This window comes from Kiloniella antarctica, from assembly GCF_042682825.1.
GTDB classification, from domain to species: domain Bacteria; phylum Pseudomonadota; class Alphaproteobacteria; order Kiloniellales; family Kiloniellaceae; genus Kiloniella; species Kiloniella antarctica.
Window position 1 is genome coordinate 90,796 of record NZ_JBHUII010000003.1, and the last position, 14,765, is coordinate 105,560.

At 44.3% G+C, this 14,765-nt stretch carries 10 protein-coding genes; 5 read left to right on the forward strand and 5 right to left on the reverse strand.

Features of this window, described 5'->3' with window-relative positions; all coding sequences use genetic code 11:
• Positions 1-12: 12 nt before the first annotated feature.
• The 4 genes from ACFSKO_RS06495 to pdxR all read right to left on the reverse strand — a co-directional run bounded on the left by ACFSKO_RS06495 (position 13) and on the right by pdxR (position 6,494).
• Entirely contained in the window at positions 13-774 is a 762-nt protein-coding gene (locus ACFSKO_RS06495; RefSeq protein ID WP_380249671.1) for a 4Fe-4S dicluster domain-containing protein, read from the reverse strand.
• On the reverse strand, positions 771-3,728 hold the full coding sequence (locus tag ACFSKO_RS06500; protein ID WP_380249673.1) for a molybdopterin oxidoreductase family protein: 2,958 nt from the start codon (positions 3,726-3,728) through the stop codon (positions 771-773). Before ACFSKO_RS06500 ends, ACFSKO_RS06495 begins: the two co-directional genes overlap by 4 nt.
• 101 nt (positions 3,729-3,829) lie before the next feature.
• Positions 3,830-4,747, reverse strand: a complete 918-nt coding sequence (locus ACFSKO_RS06505) for a bifunctional enoyl-CoA hydratase/phosphate acetyltransferase (protein WP_380249675.1) — start codon at positions 4,745-4,747, stop codon at positions 3,830-3,832.
• Between the two features lie 214 nt (positions 4,748-4,961).
• Positions 4,962-6,494, reverse strand: coding sequence for a MocR-like pyridoxine biosynthesis transcription factor PdxR (pdxR, locus tag ACFSKO_RS06510; protein WP_380249677.1), 1,533 nt, complete (start codon positions 6,492-6,494; stop codon positions 4,962-4,964).
• A 190-nt stretch (positions 6,495-6,684) separates the two neighbouring features.
• On the opposite strand from pdxR, the gene ACFSKO_RS06515 reads away from it, so the two are divergent.
• The 5 genes from ACFSKO_RS06515 (at position 6,685) to ACFSKO_RS06535 (ending at position 14,014) form a co-directional block, all read left to right on the forward strand.
• Positions 6,685-8,958, forward strand: coding sequence for a methyl-accepting chemotaxis protein (locus ACFSKO_RS06515; protein WP_380249679.1), 2,274 nt, complete (start codon positions 6,685-6,687; stop codon positions 8,956-8,958).
• A gap of 791 nt (positions 8,959-9,749) precedes the next feature.
• Complete coding sequence (locus ACFSKO_RS06520; protein ID WP_380249681.1) at positions 9,750-10,889, forward strand: extracellular solute-binding protein; 1,140 nt, start codon at positions 9,750-9,752, stop codon at positions 10,887-10,889.
• Between the two features lie 107 nt (positions 10,890-10,996).
• Complete coding sequence (locus tag ACFSKO_RS06525) at positions 10,997-12,088, forward strand: ABC transporter ATP-binding protein (RefSeq protein ID WP_380249683.1); 1,092 nt, start codon at positions 10,997-10,999, stop codon at positions 12,086-12,088.
• Positions 12,081-13,130: an ABC transporter permease gene (locus tag ACFSKO_RS06530; protein ID WP_380249685.1), complete on the forward strand. Its 1,050-nt coding sequence runs from the start codon at positions 12,081-12,083 to the stop codon at positions 13,128-13,130. Before ACFSKO_RS06525 ends, ACFSKO_RS06530 begins: the two co-directional genes overlap by 8 nt.
• The gene (locus tag ACFSKO_RS06535) at positions 13,127-14,014 is read left to right on the forward strand and encodes an ABC transporter permease (protein WP_380249687.1); all 888 of its coding nucleotides are present in this window, start codon (positions 13,127-13,129) and stop codon (positions 14,012-14,014) included. The genes ACFSKO_RS06530 and ACFSKO_RS06535 overlap by 4 nt, the downstream gene beginning before the upstream one ends.
• Positions 14,015-14,125: 111 nt before the next feature.
• Here ACFSKO_RS06535 and ACFSKO_RS06540 read toward each other — a convergent pair whose 3' ends face one another.
• The gene (locus tag ACFSKO_RS06540) at positions 14,126-14,503 is read right to left on the reverse strand and encodes a hypothetical protein (RefSeq protein WP_380249689.1); all 378 of its coding nucleotides are present in this window, start codon (positions 14,501-14,503) and stop codon (positions 14,126-14,128) included.
• Positions 14,504-14,765 lie beyond the last annotated feature (262 nt).

Sequence of the window (14,765 nt, forward strand, 5' to 3'; positions counted from 1 at the left end):
CTCCCTACAAACTTAAAGTGACAAAACCTTGTCAGCCCACTTGGCTAACAATCCGGCTTTTTCAGTGGATACGGGGGTGAGGGTTACCGGCTTGTTTGAAGCCGAAACCGTGTGTTCGTTTTGTTTGGGACGCGGGGGCAGGTATTTATTGGTTGGTTTGTAATCCAACTCTGCCATCAAATCGAACCCTTCACGATCAGCAACCAGCATACTGACATCCGAAGTGGGATCATTCAAATCACCAAAGCTTCTGGCCCCAACCGGGCAGGTCGAAACACAGGCGGGAACACGAGAGGCCTCGGGCAGGTTTTCGTTGTAAATACGATCAACACAGAGCGTACATTTTTTCATAATCCCTGCGTCTTCGTCGTATTCCCGCGCGCCATAAGCACAGGCCCAGGAACAAAGCTTGCAGCCAATACACTTATCGGCATCGACCAAAACAATACCATCTTCTTCGCGTTTGTACGAAGCCCCGGTAGGGCAGACGGTCACGCAAGGCGCATCATCACAATGAAGGCAGCTTTTTGGGAAATGTACGGTCCGGCTGTCGTTATCTTCATCAACGACTTCAAAGCTGTGTATTCTGTTAAACCAAACCCCGTTTGGGTCTTGGCCGTACGGATCCATATCGGTGAGAGGCGCAGAGTGTCCACCCGTATTCCATTCCTTACAGTTCACCGCGCAAGCGTGGCAACCAACACAAATATCGAGATCAATGACAAGGCCAAGTTTTTTCTGTGGGCTAGAGGTGGGAATTGGGAGACAAGTCATGGTTTTTCTCCCAGGAGTTTGTTGTTTGCAGGAAGTGAGGTTTGAGCTTTATCCCCCACTTTGGTTGTTTGAGGTGGTAGTTTTTTAGGTTCTGAAAAATCTGCCCCGTAACGAAGCACCGCAATTTGTTCTGGGGCATTGGGCAGAGCAGCAACAGCACCCAGCATTGGTTCGGTCAGACCTTCTTCTAACGCATCACATTTCTCGATGCGAACGCGGAGATCATACCAAGCTGCCTGTCCTGTCACCGGGTCAGAGTTGGAATAGCGGTAACCATCTTCTCGCGGCGGCAAGAGTTCAGAGATGATATGATTGAGCAAGAACCCTTTGTTGGATTCCGGTGCTTTATCGTCCAGCCCCCAGGCGCCTTTGCGTTTACCAATGGCATTCCAGGTCCAGATTGTATGAGGGTTCACCCCGGACATCAGTTTGACTTGGGTTTTGACCTTGCCGTGGGGCGAGATAACCCAGATCCAATCGTCGTCAGAAATACCCTGTTTTTGTGCGGTTACCTCGTTAATAAAGAGACGGTTTTGGGCTGTGATTTGCCGAAGCCACGCATTCTGAGATCCCCAAGAGTGATACATATGCATGGGCCGTTGGGTGATGGCATGAAGGGGGTATTCATTGCCGTCGTAAGCTTTTTCTTCCAACGGCATATACCAGATCGGAAGCGGGTCAAAGGTCTCTTCAATACGGCCACGCAAAACATCAGGCGGTTGATTTTTGCCATGTCCTTGTGCCGCCAGACGGAACTTCTGCATGTGCTCTGAATAGATATGCATAACAATGCGTTCAGCTTTGGGGATCCATCCCATTTCTTGAGACCGATCCAGGTAGGATCTATTGGCAAACTTGTAGTAGGACTGTTCGGGGGTAAATTCTTCGGACCAGAAACATCCGTTATCAATGTAGCGTTGAAGTTGATCCGGGTTCGGATCTCCCTTGCCGTTTTGATCACCTTCTTTGCCGCGCCATCCTGCGAGAGGCCCGACGCCGGGGGTACGTTCATGGTTTGTGATGTAATCAGCATAACCACCGGGATAAGTCGGGCTGCCGTCCTCATTGGCCATACCGGGCAACCCCAATCTGGCGCCAAGATCAAGAAGAACCTCTTGGAACGCGCGGACGTCCCGATCTGGCTTGATAACGGGTTGCCTGATTGAATCCGCTGGGCCGTGGGCACTACAGATCGGGCGGTCTAATAGAGAAATCGCATCCCACCGCTCCAGATACGTCGTGTCTGGGAGAATCAGGTCGGCATAAGCGACCATCTCAGAATTATAGGCGTCTGAATATATGATCTTCGGTATTTTATAGCTGCCGTCGTCATTTTTGTCGGTCAGATATTTGATTGTTCCCTGCACGTTCATTGAGCTGTTCCAGCTCATATTCGCCATGTACATGAAAAGCACATCAATCGGGTAAGGATCACCTTTCCAGGCGTTATGTATGACCATGTGCATCATACCGTGAGAGGAAAGGGGATATTCCCAGCTGTAAGCTTTATCAATACGCTTGGGCGTCCCGTCAGGCTCAACCAAAAGATCTTCTGGCCCGGTTGGAAATCCAAGAGGCATGCCGGGGAGTGGCGTATTGGCGATGGAATCATGTCCAGCAGGTTTAGGGCCGGGAGGACAGGGGCGCGGGAACGGTGGTTTGTGGCGGAACCCACCGGGAACATCGATGGAGCCTAAGAGCATCTGTAAAACGTGGATTGCTCTACAGGTGTGGAATCCATTGGAATGAGCTGATATACCTCGCATGGCGTGCATAGAAACCGGACGACCAATCATTTTGTCTTGTTTACGGCCTGCCCAATCGGTCCACGCGACATCAAGCTCTATCTGTTCTTCAAAGGCGACATGGGCAATCTCGGCTGCAATGCGTCGAATGTTATCGGCGCTATAGCCAATTTGATCCGCCACAGCATCAGGTGAATATTGAGTATCGAGATACCGTTCGGCCATTAAATGAAAAGCAGGAACGGCTTTGCGACCATCGGGAAGAGTATATTTGCCCGCCAAAGAGGGGGTGGTGTCTGGATTATTTGTAGATATCAGTATTTTTTTATCCGCGTCGTAACAAAGAGGATTATCCTCCGCATCGCGCACAAACAGGCCGTCATCTGCGGCGCCGGGATCTTGTATGACAAGCCATGGTGCGTTGGTGTAGCGTGATAAATAGTGCCAATCGATTTTCTCTGCTTTAAGCAACTCGTGTATGAGGGAAAAAACAAATAGTCCATCGGTTCCGGGGCGAATGCCAATCCATTCATCTGCAATGCCGGAATACCCTGTACGTACTGGGTTCACGGATACAAATTTGGTTCCCTTACGGCCTTTTAGTTTACCTAGACCGATTTTAATCGGATTTGAATCATGATCTTCAGCCACGCCAAACATCAAAAGGTATTTTGTTAAATCCCAGTCTGGCTCGCCAAATTCCCAAAATGACCCCCCGGCACTATAGAGACCAGCAGCTGCCATGTTGACCGAACAAAACCCACCATGGGCGGCAAAGTTGCGCGTACCAAATTTGGCGGCCCACCAACCTGTAAGGCTTTGAGATTGATCACGCCCTGTAAAGAAGGCGAGTTTTGATGGATCTTTAGCCCTTGTTTTGCCAAGCCAATCCTCTGCAAGCTCCAGAGCTTCATCCCATTCAATTTCCTTGAATTCGCCTGATCCACGTTCGCCTGTTCGTAAAAGAGGTTTTTGTAATCGCGCGGGAGAATTATGCTGCATAATACCAGCAGATCCTTTAGCGCAGAGGACACCTTTGTTTACCGGGTGGTCTGGATTGCCTTCGATGTAACGGATCTGATCGCCACGTAAGTGCACTTTGATGCCGCAACGACAAGCACACATATAACAGGTTGTGGTCTTAACTTCGTCCGACACATGTGGGGACGTATCAATGTCCTCTTGCTTGGACGTGGGAAAGAAGCCCATTCATCATCTCCATTTTACCGCTACCCTGATGTAACTTATTATTTTATTAGATTTTATTTTTAATAGTACATGTTGTTATATTTTATTCAATATACTGATTTTTAAGCAGAATGAGCCACGATGGTAGCAATTGCCATGCTTGCTAATCTGGCCGCTGGAGGATCCGCACGGCTGGTGAGAACAATGGGTACACTGGCGCCGAGGACAATCCCTGCTGCGCATGCGCTGTCGCAGTACACCATTTGTTTAAACATGGCATTTCCTGTTTCGATGTTTGGCACGACCAATATATCGGCTTGCCCTGCAACAGGGTTTTTAATGTCCTTAATTCTTGCGGCCTCTGGTGAAATAGCATTGTCCAGAGCCATGGGGCCAAATACATCGGCCTCGTTTACTTCTTTAATGGCCCAGCGGGTAAGTTCGGCGGCCTCAACACTAGATGGAATTTGTGGGTTTTCTTCTTCGGTGGCTGAAAGAACGGCAACCTTTGGCTTTTTTATGCCTAAAGCATGCATCATATCGACAGAGTTATGGATAATAGCTTTTTTGGTCTCAAGATCAGGCGCAACATTAATTGCAGCGTCCGTAATTGTCATTACTCTATCAGAATCAGGTACTGACATGTAAAATGCATGTGACAACCTTCGTCCTGTACGCAAACCCGCCTCTTTGTCGACGATAGCTCTCATGAAGGTATCTGTGTGAATTTGCCCCTTCATGATGGCGTTAACTTGTCCCGTTCTGGCAAGGTTAACAGACAGATAGGCTGCTGCTTTTTCATCGTCCGCGTTATGGATTTCTATATGGGCAATGTCCCAGTCAAGTTCCGAGGCGAGCTGAGTAATAATACCGCGATCGCCAACAAGAATTGGTTCGATTAAATGGGCGCGGGCTGCAAGGTATGCGCTTTCCATTGCGATCAAGCTTGTTGCATTTACGATAGCTGTTCTAGCGGGAGAATATTGAGCAGCAATGTCCAATAACATATTGGGGCATTCAATCGGGTGTTGGCTCAACATTAACGTATACCTCGATCACAAAAAAAAGAATTCCCTGTCGTTGGTTTAGGCCCATCAAAGCGTCCGCCAAAGCAATAGAGGTTTTCTAAAGATCAATTGCGCACACAAAGCCGTTTCAGGAAAATGTGTTGTGAGGTAATTGTTTATCTGTATACGCTTTTATCCATAGCTCCATTTGGACCCATTCGATGGGTCCAAAAATATTATAGAAGATTTATGTTTTTTCAGGAATCCGATCGTATTCTACGGCGGGGCGTTCTTCCATCATTCGATCAATGGTTTTGCCAAGGCGTTTGATACCAGGTTCAATCTTTGCATTCTCGATAGAGGTGAAGCCAATGCGGATGTGAGTGTCGGGAGCCGGAGTTTCCATAAAAAATGGCATCCCTGACTCTATCAAAACGCTATCTTTATAGGCTTCTTTGACCAGTCGGTTCGCGCTTATTCCCTCTGGGACTTTGACCCAATAGGATGTTCCACCAGAGGAGTGAGAATAACTACACTCGGGAATATATGTGCGTAATGCCTTGTGAACGGCGTTCCATCGATTATGCCAACGTCTTTTGAGGCTATAAATCAGGCTGTCGTAATAACCAAGAGAGAGAAATAACGCGACTGTCCGTTGGTTGTTGCTCGGCGTGTAACGCACAACAAGACGGCGATAAAATTTCAGTTCTTCGATCAATTCGGGGGCCGCAACGACGTAACCGACCCGAAGGCCGGGGAAAAGTGTTTTGGAAAGGCTACTGGTGTAAATCACCCTGTCATTATTATCGAGTGCTTTGAGGGCCGGACTGGCAGATTTGAAATAATTAATCTCGTTTTCGTAATCGTCTTCAATGATAATGAAGTCTTGCTCTTCAGCCTTTTCCAGAAGTTTTCTTCTGCGTGTGAGCGGCATTGTAATTGTCGTTGGACATTGATGACTGGGGGTGACAAAGGCGTAATCACAATTGTTGAGGCGTTCGTCAACAATCATCCCTTTTTCGTCGACAGGGATCGAAGTTAGTTTTTGAGTAAAGAGTTGCATGATGTTTTTAGCATCGGGGTAGCCGGGGTTTTCGATGGCAACTCGTGTTTGTTTTCGAACCAAAAGTCCAGCGAGTAAAAAAAGCGCGTTTTGTCCCCCCAAGGTGACGAGAATTTGATCACTGGAAACATGGATGCCGCGGGCGGGTAATAATCTTGTTCTTATTTGTTCGACCAACTGTGGGTCATCGTAGATTTTGTCATCATGTATCCAATCAGCCATATCTCGGGTGCTCAAAGCCAGTCGGCTACATTCACGCCAAGCCGTTAAGGGAAACAATCTCCTATCTGGTTGCCCGTATACAAAAGGATAGGGGATGTCTCTCCAATTTTTTGGAAGGTTAAGATAATGACGTTCTGAAGGACGAAGATATAATCGATTATTCCAGTCGGGGCTTTCTAGATCGTCTGGCTTTGGCGCAGGTGCACGATCAGAAGAAAGCTTAGATTGTTCTATGCCATTCACAAAATCTTCGTTTACAAAAATGCCACTTCGCTCTCTCGTGACGAGGTACCCATCATCTGTAAGTCCTTGATATACGAGGATTGCAGTGTTTCTTGATATTCCTAAATCGGTCGCCAATTTTCGACTGGATGGCAACTTGAAACCCGCAGGTAGAGTGCTATTCAATATTGCATTAAGTATGGCGCGGCGCAGTTGGCTTTGAAGAGATTCTCTACTGTTTTTCTCTAAGTGGAAGAGTATGTCACTTGCCAAAGGGGTGTTTCCTTACGGTTACGGGGCTTTAATCTTTAGTAGTTAATCTATGACATCTTTTGGAAAAGCATAACACGCTTCTCAACTGGACTCATCATTATATTAGGTTGGTCCTATATGGATGAGAGGTGACTTCAAATAATAGCGAAAACTAATTGATGTTGTTGTAAGTATCCTGTGGGAGAAGATTGTGTCTAAAACCGAAGTTAACACAATAAAGGTCGAGGGCGATGTAATTGATCCGTCGATTGCCGACACTCCAGAAGAGGTATTTATGGATAAGGCGTCCCAGGAAAAGGATCTATCCACGGAATTCGGGGGCATTAAAGAAGGTTCTGTAAAAGATAAGCAAGGAGTTCGGGTGAAAACCAAGTTACTTCTTGCTGTTGGGAGTATTGTCTCGACAACTTTACTTGCTGGACTTGTGGGTTTTTTGTCTTTCGAAGGGGTAAGTAAGGCTTTCGATCAGATATCGAACCACAGTATTCCTCAAATGAGTATTGCCCTAGAGCTCTCAGAAATTGGCACTTCAATTGCGGCGACTGCTCCGGCCCTTACTTCTGCCAAAGATATCGTTGAGAAAAATAAAGTTTACCAGTCATTGCAAAGTCGAGAACTTAGTCTGGATAAATTGACAGAAACGCTTCGCTCCAGTGATTTTGATCAAGTTACGAGCGATCGGTTAGGGCAGGTCTCAGCGGAAATTAAATCTAATCTATCGCAATTAAATAATTCGGTAACGCTTCAGCTGGAACTTGAAACACGTACTGCGGAGATGATGTCTGGCCTCCAGATTATAAAACGCGATTTTGATAGTGTTGTAACTCCTTATCAAGAGGCAGCCAGGCGAGCTGTTGAGGATACGATTGATCAAGCGTTTGGAAGTTCTGATGTGACTAACCAACTTATTGAAATACTTATTTCAGTTACTCGTAGCCAAGTTTCCTCTTCGATGCAGGTGGATACAAACTTAATTTTTGCGCAACTGGCAGAGGTTACTTCTGCTATTGAGGTTGATCAGATCGTTGCGTCAGAAGAGGAAATCATTAAAGCGATCAAGAGAAATAAAGAGAATATTTCTTTAATTAATGATGATATTTCCCAAGAAGCGATTAAAATTCGTGGCCTCGGTAAGGAAATATCTGAATTATTAACGGCGGATGCAACAGTCTTTTCTTTAAGAAAGCAGGCGCTTGCCGAAATACAAACTTCTAAAGGCTTAATTCTTAAGAATTCCGAACTATCGCAAGAATTGAAAGATCTTGTGAATAAGGTTGCCGTCACGGCTGAAGAGGGAGCTGTTTCTTCCGTTATCCTCTCAAACACTGCGATCACGGATGGTGAAATTTGGCTTTTGGTAATCTTAATCCTTTCTGTAATTTTGGCCTCGGCGATTATGTACTTCGTTGTTGGAAAGATGATCATTACGCGTCTTGTTTCTTTGTCTGATGCTATGAAGCAAATTTCAGAAGGAGATCTCTCCATTGAGGTGCAGACTGGCCCGTCAGATGAAATTGGTGAAATGGCTGATGCTCTGAATATCTTTAAAGAGAATTCTCAACACGTTGAACGTTTAAGGCAGGAGCGTGAAGAAGCAAAAGAGAGCGCGGAGAAGCAAAGGAAATCGGACATGGCTGCCCTTGCAGACCAGTTTAATTTAAGGGTGAAGGGGATAGTCTCAACCGTGCAAGCATCGGTTTCCAAGCTGGGAGGCACAGCCGAAGATATGAACTCTTCTGCTACTCAGGCACAAAACCAATCTTCACTAGCATCTGAGGCTTCATCAGATGTTTCTCTTAACGTTGAATCTGTTGCTGCTGCTTCTGAAGAACTATCTGCATCGATAGAAGAAATAAGTCGTCAAACCTCAATGGCGGCAACGGCTTCGCGTGAAGTTAGCACGGACGCCGAGGAGACCAATCGAGCAGTGGATAGTCTTTCTGATGCGGCTGAAAAAATTGGCGCGGTGGTTGATCTTATCAGTGAAATTGCTGATCAAACGAATCTTCTCGCCTTAAATGCGACAATTGAAGCAGCAAGGGCTGGAGATGCTGGCAAAGGTTTTGCTGTTGTCGCCTCTGAGGTTAAAAGCCTTGCGACACAGACAGGGACAGCTACAGACGATATCTCTGAACAGGTTTCTGCAATTAGAAGTACCGTACAGCAAGCGGCTGAAGCCATTCGAAAAGTAACTCAGGCCGTAGGTAACATGGATGAGATTACTGCAGGTATTGCGGCTGCAGTGACAGAACAATCCTCTGCGACAGGAGAAATGTCACGAAACGTTCGCTTGGCTGCAGATGGCACCAACCGTGTGTCAGAAAATATTCAAGATGTAATGAAAGCATCGAAAGAGACGGGTGCAGCCGCCAGTATCGTTTTGTCATCTTCTGAACAGTTAATAAATGATCTCGAATCTCTGTCTTTAGAGGTTGATGAGTTTATGGCTGTTATTCGCAAATGATATCATCGCTTATATTGAAAATTTACAATCCTTAGTGGAACTTTAGTTACGTGTTGATTGTTCAAGTGGGGGCAGTATTTATGACCATATTGGACTCATAGAGTTTTTCTGGTTGGTACTATATTCAATCTGTATTTCGATTACCGTATTACTTCAAGTATTTATTTAGGGGAGTTGCATTCATTTTTCGTAAGAAATTCTTATCAGATGATTTTGATGAATTGATGTAAATCAAGCCTATGTTGATTACTGTTCTGAATTTGTTTTTTATATTACAATCATCTGTTGGGAGTTATGGGGTTTTATTAATATGCATAAGATTTTGTATTCCGTGAATATTAAATGCATTAGGATAAAATCTTAAAATGATGTATTTTAGAGGCTGAATTTCAAAGTTTACTTGTAAAATTTTCAAATCAGGAAATTTTAATTTTGATTTTCAAAATAAATACTTGAAGAAAATGTAATCGTAGTGAAGCGTTTAAATACCTGGTTTTATAGAGCTTTATTGCTCCTGGGATTAATCGTTTAAAGGTAACTAGAGTAGGAATAGGTTTTAATTGATTCAATGCCATTCCAATTTACGTAACTTGTAAATGCAACTGACCGTTTAAGCAGTTCAGTTTCATCATTACTTCAAGTCAGGGAGGTGTCTCGATCAACTTGTCCTAAAAAATGTCAGTAAATATCAAACAAAAATCAAAACAGCCTACTTACAGATAACTGTAAAATGGACTGTGAAATAGGGACACTCCTCATTGAACAGGTGAAGGAGTTTGGGAGAATTAAATATGACTATATTGAAAACAACATCACTAAGTCGTCGTAAAGTTCTTAAAGGCGCTGCAATTGCTGGCGCATCTACCTTAGCGGCACCCGCGTTTATCAAAAACGCACTTTCTTCTTCAGGTGAACTCAACGTTATGATGTGGTCTGATTACCTGCCGGAAGAATTTAAAGAAGCATTCACAAAAGAGACCGGTATTGTTATCAATCATACAGGTATTGGCTCGAATGAAGAGATTATCAATAAGTTACGTGCCACTCGTGGACGTGGATTTGATGTAATCTCGCCAACAAACATGCGTGCTCAACAGTGGGAGCCGTTGAATTTGTTGCAACCATTTGACATGAACAAAGCGCATGTTGATCGTGTGAATGCATCAATGGCAAAAGTTGGTGAAACAGACTGGAACTTTGAAGGTAAGGGCTCTCATTGGCTTCCTCAACTTTGGGGTACGGAAGCTGTTGCTTGGCGGACTGACAAATGGACACCAGAAGGCGGTGTTCCAAGTTATGGGGACCTTTGGAAAGATGGTGGCGAGAATACCATGATGGGACGTCCGCATTCGATGATGTTGGGGGCTGGTCTCTATATGGAAACCATTGGTGAACTTGCTGTCGGTGATGTCAAACGCGCTTATAAAAGCGAAGAAGATATGAAAGATGTTTGGTCAAAAATTACCAAATTTTGTATCGATCGCAAAGCCAACGTCAAAAAATTCTGGAATGATGCTGATGGTCAAAAGAATGGCCTGATGCAAGAAGACGTGATCATGGGACAGACTTGGGATGGCCCAATTCTTGCTCTTAAAGGTGAAGGTAATCCTGTTCAATATCAGGCTCCAAAAGAAGGAGCGCTAGCTTGGGTTGATGGCCTTGCTATGCCTAAAGGTGCGAAAAATATCGATCAAATTTATGCATTCTTAGAGTTTTCTTATCGCCCAGAAAATGGTGGCTTAACGGCCAATCTGACAGGATATAATTCTGCTGTTATTGGCGCAGATGCACACTTGTCCGATGCATCGAAGAAAAACTTCTCGGAAGCCTATCCTGGTGACGCCTTGGATAATCTTTTTGCGTGGCCTGCAGAGCCAACTTGGTATGCTCAGCTTCGTACTGAGTTCCGGGATAAATTTGTCGCTGCATAGCCTGTAGTCGATCTCGATTATAGGAGCACAGGTTTTCGCCTGTGCTCCTCACCTTCCTTAAATAAACCGGGTAGTTCGATGCCCGAGAGAGTGGTCGTGGGGTCGTCATGAGCTCAGGTGTAGATTTAGAACATGTGACAATTCGTTTTGGGGATTTCACCGCTGTCGACGATGCAAATTTGTCAATTAAAAAAGGTGAATTTTTTAGTTTTCTGGGTCCGTCCGGTTGTGGAAAGACAACTATATTGCGGGCTGTATCAGGCTTTAATGAGCCTACAGAAGGAACAGTGCGTATCAATGGTAATGATATGCAGGGAATTGGGCCGAATAAAAGGCCGACGGCATTGATTTTTCAAAACCTTGCCCTTTTCCCTTTGATGTCTGTCGCTGATAATATTGCCTTTGGTCTCGAGGTTGAAGGCGTGAAATACGTCGAACGCCGCCGTCGGGCCGAAGAATTGTTAGATCTTATCGCGCTTTCGGGGCAGGGCGATAAAATGGTTTCCGAACTTTCCGGTGGGCAGAAGCAGCGCGTTGCGATTGCGAGAGCGCTTGCTGTCGAGCCGGAAGTATTACTTCTTGATGAACCCCTATCTGCACTTGATTTGAAGTTGCGCCAGCATATGCGCAGCGAACTTCGTAATATCCAGCAACGCGTCGGCATTACCTTCATTTACATCACACACGATCAAGGCGAAGCGCTGACCATGTCGGATCGTATCGCCGTGATGTCCGCTGGTATTATCGAACAAGTTGGTGACGGCAGTACAATTTACAACGAACCGGAAACGGCTTTTGTCGCTTCCTTTGTAGGGGAAAATAATCCCTTCTTTGGCAAAGTTGTTAAAGCTGATGATAATTATGCGCAGATACAAAATAAGTTTGGGCTGTTACGCGGTAGAAATACTCAGGGTTTAAGTGAAGGAGATTCTGCTATCCTCTTCGTTCGTCCTGAAGCACTTTCCCTTGTAAGCGGAGATGAACCAGCTGAAAATGTAATCGAAAGTACAATTTTATCTGAAGAATTTGAAGGTCATTCAATCCATATTCATCTCGAGGGTGAAACGGCAAAAAAGATCGCGCTTTCTATTAGCAATGATGGTACAGGGTCTAAAATGCAGGTTGGAGATACCACCAAGATTTGCTTTGATGTAGATCGAGCGATTGTGCTCCCGGAAGGAGATCTTGCTGATGAGTGATCAACTGCAAAATTTGGATCTCCCATATTTCGCTATCTTTTTGACATTCTTCCTAGCTGTTCTGTCATCACTCTTGGTGCTAGCGCCAGCTCAAAGGGGGATATCCGTCACCTGGGACTATCTAAAACAAGTTAAATTTATTGAGCGAAATGGTATCGTCGTCTCAACATATATTGTGATTGCGGTTTCACTGTGGGTCGTCGTGATGATTGTTGCGCCACAATTCTTTATGGTTGAGCTTTCTTTTCATGATGGCACTGTTGCTGCTGATGTGAATTATGATTATTCACTTACTCCCTACACGCTTAATAATTATGGCTATGTAATATTTGGGAGTGGTAGTGATGAAAGTCTGTTTAATGTACTGCATTTAAAGGTTTTTTTGAGAACCATAATTGCGTCAGTTTGTATTACATTACTCGCTTTTGTGCTTTGTTATCCTATTGCTTATTATATGGCTCAGACTGCTAAAGGCGGGACTGTACGGTTACTTTTAATATGTCTGGTGCTACCTTTTTGGGTGAACGAAATCCTGAGAGCCTTTGCGTTTCGAATTTTGTTTGGATCCAGTGGCGTGATTAACTCTGTCTTGATCGGCAGTGGTATAATGGATGAGCCATTTGATTTCATAAAAGCCGATATCGCGATGTATGCAGGTTTGAGTTATGCATATATTTTGCTGATGATTTTTCCGATCTATAACGCGATTGAAAGTTTGGATCACAATCAAATTGAAGCGGCGAGAGACCTTGGGTCTTCTTGGTCACGCATTCATTACCGGGTTGTAATGCCTTATGCTAAACCGGGTATTGCGTCTGGCTGTACGATGGTCTTTATGCTTACGGCTGGGGCCTTGGCTGCACCGCAAATCCTTGGTGGACCAAGTAGCTTGTGGTTTACGCAAATCATAACGAACTGGTTTAATCTTGGTGATTGGACACGTGGCTCTGCATACGCATTTTTATTCTTGTTATCGTGTATTGTGTTTGTCCTTACAGTCATGAAGTTCTTCAAGGTTAATTTAGGGGAGCTAGCTAAATGACTTCTGATCTTATTCAAAAGTACATGGTGCGATTTTATATTGCGATGTTCTTTTTGTATCTGTTTGGCCCGTTAATCCTTATGGGGACAACCGCATTTAATACACCAAAGTTTCCAACAGCTATACCTTTTAAAGAAGGTACGCTTGAATGGTTTACTGTCTTGGCTAATGACAAGACTATTCTTGAGGGACTTCAGAATTCTTTGCTGGTTGGATTAGGGGTTATCTGTTTGTCTGTGCCGATTGGTTTGGCAGCAGCATTACTGATGTCTCAGGTCCATAGAAAAGTACAACCAATCTACTATACGATTGTTGTCTCACCTCTTTTAACACCTGGCGTTATTATTGGTATATCTACGCTGGTTTTCTGGGACAAGGTTGGCACAATTCAAGGACAAGATTATGAAGCATTTTACTATAATCCTTACTTTCTAACGATTGTTGGTCAATCGACCTTTGTTTCTGCCTATTGCATGTTGATTTTCTTATCACGATTGCAAAGATTTGATCGGACATTGGAAGAAGCAGCATTGGATTTGGGAGCGACAAATGTTCAAGTTTTCAAAAAAATAATGTTACCATTTTTAAAGCCAGCAATTGGTTCTGCGGCGGTGTTGGCCTTTTTGACAAGTTTTGAAAACTACAACACGACTGTTTTTACCATGACAGAAGGAAAAACTTTAACAACGGCATTGGCAAGTAAAGCTCGGTTGGGGACTGATCCTTCTTTAAGTGCTTTGGCTGTTGTTATTGTTGGTATCACCTTAGTGGGTGTTACGTTCCATGAAATTTATCGCCGTAGAGAAGTTCGTAAAGATGAGCTGGCCGCTGAGGCCGCGAAACGTGCGGCACATCTAGCTGATAAGGCAATGGCGCCAGTTTAGCTGATTATCAGGTTGTTATAGAGATTACATGAAACGGCGGTAGAGATAGTCTCTATTGCCGTTTTTTTACATGTGTTTTGCTCTGGATTTGGACTAATTTGGGAAGAGGAATTATGCTCCACCATTTCCAAAATGATCACCAATAATCTCTTCTTTAGTATCTAGGGAGACATCTGAAACTGTTTTTGTTGGTCCAGTTTGTTTCCAGGCGATTTTCCAAAATAGTTCTTTTTCTAACCTAAGTACTTCGACAAATGGTTGGTAATATTTGATGTCGAAATAGGCAGTCGCAGTACCTTTTTTATGGTCTCCATGAGGGTTTTGAGCATTTTTATCACCGTAATCTTTAAATACAGCGAACCCACAATCTTTGCCTTTTGCATTCATAATTCTGATTATAATTTGGGCTTTAGGATTATCTGGGGTTGATTTGGTGTTAAGGATTTGAACTGTGTATTTAGAGATACTGTGTACTGTAGTTGGCATCATGGATCCGTCCTCTGTAGTCGTTCGTCCCCATTTCGGTTGATGGAAATTTCTTGTTGGACGATATGAGTATTCATAAACAGATTTTTTTCGTGAACTCTATCAAAGAGAAGCCTCTGATACATCTCGGAAGGCGTATATTTATAAGCAGCCGATCTTATCACGTATGAGTGCTTTCGACCAAGGTGTCTGAAAACTGGACTCACCAAATTATTCATTGTGGATCTGCCGTGTGCCTTACATCTGTTAGTTGGTTGATGGGTTT

Excerpts from the sequence above, each read along its gene's own strand:
- ACFSKO_RS06495 (WP_380249671.1), bottom strand. The coding sequence starts at position 774 with ATGACTTGTCTCCCAATTCCCACCTCTAGCCCACAGAAAAAACTTGGC.
- ACFSKO_RS06535 (WP_380249687.1), top strand. The coding sequence starts at position 13,127 with ATGACTTCTGATCTTATTCAAAAGTACATGGTGCGATTTTATATTGCG.
- ACFSKO_RS06530 (WP_380249685.1), top strand. The coding sequence starts at position 12,081 with ATGAGTGATCAACTGCAAAATTTGGATCTCCCATATTTCGCTATCTTT.
- ACFSKO_RS06500 (WP_380249673.1), bottom strand. The coding sequence starts at position 3,728 with ATGGGCTTCTTTCCCACGTCCAAGCAAGAGGACATTGATACGTCCCCA.
- ACFSKO_RS06520 (WP_380249681.1), top strand. The coding sequence starts at position 9,750 with ATGACTATATTGAAAACAACATCACTAAGTCGTCGTAAAGTTCTTAAA.
- ACFSKO_RS06505 (WP_380249675.1), bottom strand. The coding sequence starts at position 4,747 with ATGTTGAGCCAACACCCGATTGAATGCCCCAATATGTTATTGGACATT.
- ACFSKO_RS06540 (WP_380249689.1), bottom strand. The coding sequence starts at position 14,503 with ATGATGCCAACTACAGTACACAGTATCTCTAAATACACAGTTCAAATC.
- ACFSKO_RS06525 (WP_380249683.1), top strand. The coding sequence starts at position 10,997 with ATGAGCTCAGGTGTAGATTTAGAACATGTGACAATTCGTTTTGGGGAT.